Below are 6670 nucleotides of genomic sequence, written 5' to 3' on the forward strand. Positions count from 1 at the left end.
CACCTAACTATAAAACAGAAAACCCGGCCAATTTTGGCCGGGTTTTCTGTTTTATAGACTTTAAAATTCGTGAACGATAGATATAACGCGATTAATTTCTGGCTAATTTTTATAAGTTTTGAAAAGCTTATCCCAAATAGTAGTGTAAAAGCCATAATTATAATGAATGTTTAAATGATGATCATAATGGAAAGATGATGTGCCCAGGTACCTGAATGGAACTGCTTTCCTGATTTGGGCCGGAACAGGCTCGATACCCAGATGCCCCATGATGCCAAAAAACACATTTACGGTGAGGTAAATTATAACCGCATAAAAATTAAAATTAAACACCGCGATTATGATAAGCCATAATGATCCAAAGCCAACGGTTTCTATCGGGTGCAGTACAAAAAGATCAATAGGGATAGGATCGGCATAATGATGATGGAAACGGTGAATGACTTTGTAAATGACGGAATGATGTATAGCGTAATGAAAAATGAACATCGCCAGGTCCATCAGCATAAATAAAGCCACAAAATCAACCAGGATAAACCAATTGATGGCAAAGCCCATCACGATATATCCATGCTGCCAAAGCCAGAAACCGGCATAGGTTATGGCGGTATTAATTAAATTGGTGAGCAGGCAAATCAATACCTCGTTGCGCGATGCCGTTTTTACCGGCTTCCGGTTAAGTTTGAGTACAAGGTAACCAAAGGCCAGGGCCATTGCGGTAACCAGCAGGTTTTCGGCCAAAAATATGACCCATAAACTAAATAATGGCTGTGCCGATAGGAACCTGAGCATAAAGGAGTGATTTTTAAAATTAAATCTACTCAAATAATGGTTTTTTGTGGCAGATAGTAATGGTTTATAAAAACTTAGCTACACAAAGTATTGTAGCTAGCCAGCTAAATCCATCATCTGCATATCTGCACATTTAAAATCTGCACATCTACTCGTACTCAAATACCCCAAACTCCGATGTTACGGTTACTTTTTTGGTGTCGGCTTTTTCAACCCGGCCAATAACCTGGGCATCAACGTCAAAACTCTGCGATATGGCTATTAAATCCTGTGCTACCTCTGCAGGTACATAAAGCTCCATGCGGTGGCCCATATTGAACACCTTATACATTTCCTGCCAGCTGGTTTTTGATTCCTGCTGAATGAGTTTAAACAATGGTGGAACAGGGAAAAGGTTGTCTTTGATAATATGCAACTCATCAATAAAGTGCAGTACCTTGGTTTGTGCGCCGCCGCTGCAATGTACCATGCCGTTAATTTGGCTGCGGTATTTATCAAGTATAGCTTTTATAATAGGTGCGTAAGTGCGCGTGGCGCTTAATACCAGTTTGCCTGCTGTTATGGTTTGCCCATTGCCAATGTCAACCAGGTCGGTAAGGTTTTTACTGCCGCTGAAGATAAGATCATAGGGGATGGCCGAATCGTAACTTTCGGGGTATTTTTGGGCGATGGTTTTGTTAAACACATCATGACGGGCAGATGTTAAGCCGTTTGAGCCCATGCCGCCGTTATATTCTTTTTCGTAAGTGGCCTGGCCGTATGATGCCAAACCCACAATAACATCGCCCGGCTGGATGCGGTGGTTTGATATAACATCGGTACGCGGCATACGGCAGGTAACGGTAGAATCTACAATGATAGTGCGCACCAGGTCGCCTACATCGGCAGTTTCGCCGCCGGTGGAGTAAATACCTATTCCGGCATCGCGCAGTTCGCTTAAAATTTCTTCGGTGCCGTTTATAATGGCAGCAATTACTTCGCCGGGTATCAGGTTTTTATTGCGGCCAATGGTTGATGATAGCAGGATGTTATCCGTTGCGCCAACGCAAAGCAAATCATCAAGGTTCATGATAATAGCATCCTGGGCAATACCGCGCCATACAGATATGTCGCCGGTTTCCTTCCAGTAGGTATAAGCTAATGACGATTTGGTGCCCGCACCATCGGCATGCATAATATTGCAATAGGCGTCGTCGTTTGTTAATATGTCGGGGACTATTTTGCAGAATGCTTTTGGGAAAATGCCCTTATCAATGTTTTTAATGGCATTGTGTACATCATCTTTAGAGGCGGATACACCCCTTTGATCATATCTTTGCGAAGAAATCATGGGCAAATATACGCACGAATTACACGAATTTTATACACGAATTGCAGGAATTGAATTGAATAGACGCGAATTAATGAAGTTTGAATTTTATAAATAGAATGAATTTTAACGAATGATTATCAAATTTTATAACTTGCAGTGTGTGGTGGAATTGGTGTTAATTCGACCTAATTCGTGAAATTCGTGTTAAAAACAATCTCCTATAAAATAAATCGCTGGCGCCTCAGGCGTAATAGTCAACGGAACTTTTTAATTTATTGTAGTGTGTTTGTTGGTTTTTTTGGCGGCCTGGCAGCTATAGCCTTAAAATTCCTGGTGCACTTTATGGAGGATGTAAGTCGTAATATTTCATCGCACCTGTATTATCATATAGCCTATGTGTTTTTGCCCGCGCTGGGTATTTTTTTAGCGGTAACCTGGCAGCACCTGGGTAACAGGGATAAAATTCAAAAGGGGATAGGCAGTATCCTGGCTAATATTAAAAAGAACCGGTCGAATATCCGCCTCAATAACATTTACTCGCATATTGTAACCAGCTCGTTAACGGTTGGCTTTGGCGGCTCGGCAGGCTTAGAGGCGCCTATTGTAGCTACCGGGGCTGCCATAGGCTCAAACGTGGGTAAGTTTTTTAAGCTTACGCCTTATGAAAAAACAGTACTGCTGGCCGCGGGGGCATCGGCAGGTATCGCGGCCGTATTTAACAGCCCCATTGCAGGGGTGTTGTTCTCGTTAGAGATACTGATAGGCGAAATTACCATCCCTACTTTTATTCCTTTACTTATAGCATCGGCAACGGGGGTTGTGGTATCCAAGTTGTTATACTCGGGGCAATTATTTCACCTGGTTACCGAGGGATGGGTGGTTACGGCTATTCCTTTTTACATTCTGCTGGGCCTGTTTAGCGGTTGGATGGCTATATATATTAATAAGGTAGGGGGTAAGCTGGAGGGGGGCATTTTAAAAAAGCAAAACAGGTATGTGCGTGCACTTTTAGGCGGCTTGTTCCTGGGGCTTATTATTTTAGTGTTTCCGCAACTATTTGGCGAAGGCTATCATTACCTGCAGGCTATTTTAAACGGCAACATTGATGCGCTTAAAGACGAATCATTTTTTGCAGGCTGGCTGTCGAACCCATGGTTTATGCTGGTGTTTATTATCGCGCTGGTTTTTATGAAGATAATAGCCAGCGGTATTACCCTGGGCTCGGGCGGCAACGGCGGCTCGTTTGCGCCCACCATGTTTACCGGGGCTTTTTTAGGATTAACAGTAGCTTACGGGGTAAACCTTACCGGGCTGATACATTTAAATACCAGTAATTTTATAGCAGTGGGTATGGCCGGCGCTTTAAGCGGGGTAATGCATGCCCCGCTCACCGCCATATTTTTGATTGCCGAAATTACCGGGGGGTATGTATTGTTTATCCCGCTTATGATTGTATCATCTATATCCTACATCATATCGCGCCTGTCATCACCTCACAATATTTACTGGCAGCACCTTATTCACGAAAAGGATATTCACCCCGGGCAGGATTATGGCATGCTGAACGCGATATCGCTTGATAGCATTATCAATAAAAAATATACCGCGGTTGACAAGCAAACTACCGTTAATGATTTTTATAAGATACTTGCTGTAACCGATGCCAATATATTCCCGGTACTTAAAGAGGATGGAAGGTTGGAAGGGGTAGTACTGGTTGATGATATACGCAGGCGCCTGTTTAACCAGGAGATAGCCAACGAGACTATCGCCGATATTATGACAGTACCACCGGCAGTAATTGATTACGAACAACCAGCCAGCAGCGTAATGGAAACTTTTGATGCCATTGATGTATGGCAGCTGCCGGTAGCCAAGGATGGCTTATTCATCGGCTTTATATCCAAATCGGCCCTGTTAAGCAAATATCGTGAAGTAATTATTGAGCAGCATAAGGCGAGTGATTTGTTCGCGTAGCTGTAAAATTAATAAATTTGAATTCGATCTATGATTATGAACCAAGGAGATGCCTTTGCCTTTAAAGCCATTGATGGTAATTATAAGGCCATCATTTGTACAAGCGTTTATAAAGAAAGTAGCCCCCATACCTATAGATTCGCGGCTTTAACTTATAGTAAGCCGGAGGTGCCATCAATAAACGACATTATAGACAGTGATTTTTTTGGTGTAGCAAATACCAAGGAGGGGCATTTTAAGTATTCAAATGAGGCCTTAAATAAAATGTGGGGTATATATACAGGTATGAAACCTTATTATGTAGGCGCCTATGGATTTATTATCTGGAGAAAAGACCTGCAAAAATTTAAAAGTGAGCTAATTTACATAGGCAATTTGAAAATTCTTGATAATATCGACAAAAATGGTAATGGTGGTGTTAATGCGAGTAGTTGGCCTTTTCTACAGAGTTTTTTTAACGACCAAATAAAAGTAACGCTGAATGGCAGAGGGCAAAAAACGTTTAAAGTAACATCGATATTATCTGAATAGTTTGTTTTTGTAGATTGAAAAGTGTTTGATTGCTGTTAAAGTCAAGAAAAAATGCCACCAATTCCTGAAATTGGTGGCATTATAAAAAAGATGAATTCGTGTTTAATTCGCTTAATTCGTGTTTATTTAAGAAACAATAGCTCCCTGAATTTAGGTAACGGCCACATGCCATCATCTACCAGCTGCTCCAGTTTATCAACCCGGTAACGGATAGGGGCGAAGAATGATTTTACCTTTTCATCGTAGTCAATAGCACGCTGGCGAATGTCTTCAACGGCGTTGGCTGTTTTACGGGCGTCAACCATTTGGTCAACGTTGGTTTTAATGAAGTTAACGTGGTCAGAAATTTTGGTGATCAGGTCAAGCTGGGCTTCGTAGGTTGCTGGTGCAAGTCCTAAATCTTTTAAGCCTTTTACATTGTTTATCAGTTTGGTTTGATAAGCTATCGCAGCCGGGATAATTACGTTTTGCACCAATTCGCCCATTACACGGGCTTCAATCTGTAGCTTTTTGTAAAAGCTATCTAATAATATCTCGTGGCGTGCATGTGCTTCACGGGGACTAAATACACCTGTTTCGGCAAACAGGATTTCGGCCTTTTCGGATAAGAACGCGTCCAGTGCTTTTGGCGTGGTTTTAATATTGGCCAAACCACGGCGTTCGGCTTCTTTTTCCCACTCTTCGCTATAACCATTACCCTCAAAACGGATGTTTTTTGACTCCTTGATGTATTTTTTGATAACAATCAATAAAGCAAGGTCTTTCTTTTCGCCTTTTTTTATCAGTTTATCTACATCGTATTTGAATTTCCTAAGCTGCTCGGCAACAATCAGGTTAAGGATTGTCATCGGGCTGGCCGAATTGGCCGACGAGCCTACCGCTCTCAATTCAAATTTGTTACCGGTAAATGCGAAGGGCGAAGTACGGTTACGGTCGGTGTTATCGGGTAGTATCTGCGGTATTTTAGGAATGCCCTGCCATAACAGGTTATCCTCTTTTATTTTTTTGCTGATGCGCGATGTCTCTATTTCATCCAGCACATCATTTAGCTGGCTGCCCAGGAAAATAGATATAATAGCCGGAGGGGCCTCATTGGCGCCCAAACGGTGATCGTTATTTACCGATGCGATGGACGCCCTTAACAAGTCGGCATGTTCATGAACAGCTTTAATGGTATTTACAAAAAAGGTAAGGAACATCAGGTTGTTCTTAGGCGTTTTGCCCGGCGACAACAGGTTTTTACCCGTATTGGTAATTAACGACCAGTTATTATGCTTACCCGATCCGTTAATGCCGGCGTACGGTTTTTCGTGCAGTAATACCTTAAAGTTATGACGGCGGGCCACACGGTCCATCAAATCCATCAGGAGCTGGTTGTGGTCAATGGCCAGGTTTATTTCTTCATAAATTGGGGCGCATTCAAATTGCGATGGTGCAACCTCATTATGGCGTGTTTTTAATGGTATACCTAATAATAAGGCCTCGGCCTCCATATCCTGCATGTAAGCATACACCCGCTCGGGGATAGAACCGAAGTAATGGTCTTCCAGTTGCTGGTTTTTGGCAGATATATGGCCAAAAAGGGTACGGCCGGTTAGATAAAGATCGGGGCGGGCGTTAAATAAGGCAATATCAACTAAAAAGTATTCCTGCTCTAAGCCCAATGATGCATTTACCTTCTCGATACCCTTGTCAAAATAATGGCAAACGTCAACCGCGGCTTTATCAAGCACACTTAATGCCTTTAATAAAGGTACCTTATAATCCAACGCCTCGCCGGTATAGGATACAAATACAGTAGGTATACATAAGGTACGCGCCATTAAAAAGGCGGGCGATGACGGATCCCAGGCGGTATAACCGCGGGCTTCAAAAGTATTACGGATACCACCACTCGGGAAGCTGGAAGCATCGGGCTCCTGTTGCGATAACGCATCGCCGCTAAAACGCTCAATTGCGCCGCCATCGGCAGTTGATTCAAAAAAAGCGTCGTGTTTTTCGGCAGTTGTGCCGGTAAGCGGCTGAAACCAGTGTGTATAATGGGTGGCTCCTTTACCC

Annotated in this window: 5 protein-coding genes; 2 read left to right on the forward strand and 3 right to left on the reverse strand. The window is 42.8% G+C overall.

The genetic code is table 11. The features are described 5' to 3' along the window. Positions 1 to 102: 102 nt before the first annotated feature. Positions 103 to 792, reverse strand: a complete 690-nt coding sequence (locus AC1DV1_RS17585; RefSeq protein WP_477361525.1) for a sterol desaturase family protein — start codon at positions 790 to 792, stop codon at positions 103 to 105. A 148-nt stretch (positions 793 to 940) separates the two neighbouring features. Beyond that, positions 941 to 2122 carry an AIR synthase related protein gene (locus AC1DV1_RS17590; protein WP_477361527.1) on the reverse strand — a complete coding sequence of 394 codons (1182 nt, stop codon included), beginning with the start codon at positions 2120 to 2122 and terminating at the stop codon, positions 941 to 943. A gap of 264 nt (positions 2123 to 2386) precedes the next feature. On the opposite strand from AC1DV1_RS17590, the gene AC1DV1_RS17595 reads away from it, so the two are divergent. Beyond that, positions 2387 to 4081 (forward strand): chloride channel protein, encoded by a 1695-nt coding sequence (locus AC1DV1_RS17595; protein ID WP_477361528.1) that lies wholly within the window; start codon positions 2387 to 2389, stop codon positions 4079 to 4081. 36 nt (positions 4082 to 4117) lie between these two features. Then, a complete protein-coding gene (locus AC1DV1_RS17600; protein ID WP_477361530.1) occupies positions 4118 to 4612 on the forward strand; it encodes a hypothetical protein in 495 nt (164 codons plus the stop codon). 122 nt (positions 4613 to 4734) lie between these two features. Here the strand turns inward: AC1DV1_RS17600 and AC1DV1_RS17605 are convergent. After that, positions 4735 to 6670, reverse strand: a 1936-nt coding sequence (locus tag AC1DV1_RS17605) for a glutamine synthetase III family protein (RefSeq protein ID WP_477361532.1), incomplete at its 5' end; no start/stop codon positions are given.

This window comes from Mucilaginibacter sp. P4_D1 (assembly GCF_056401935.1).

Coding starts and splice junctions, on each gene's coding strand:
- AC1DV1_RS17590 (WP_477361527.1), bottom strand. CDS start 2,122: ATGATTTCTTCGCAAAGATATGATCAAAGGGGTGTATCCGCCTCTAAA.
- AC1DV1_RS17600 (WP_477361530.1), top strand. CDS start 4,118: ATGAACCAAGGAGATGCCTTTGCCTTTAAAGCCATTGATGGTAATTAT.
- AC1DV1_RS17585 (WP_477361525.1), bottom strand. CDS start 792: ATGCTCAGGTTCCTATCGGCACAGCCATTATTTAGTTTATGGGTCATA.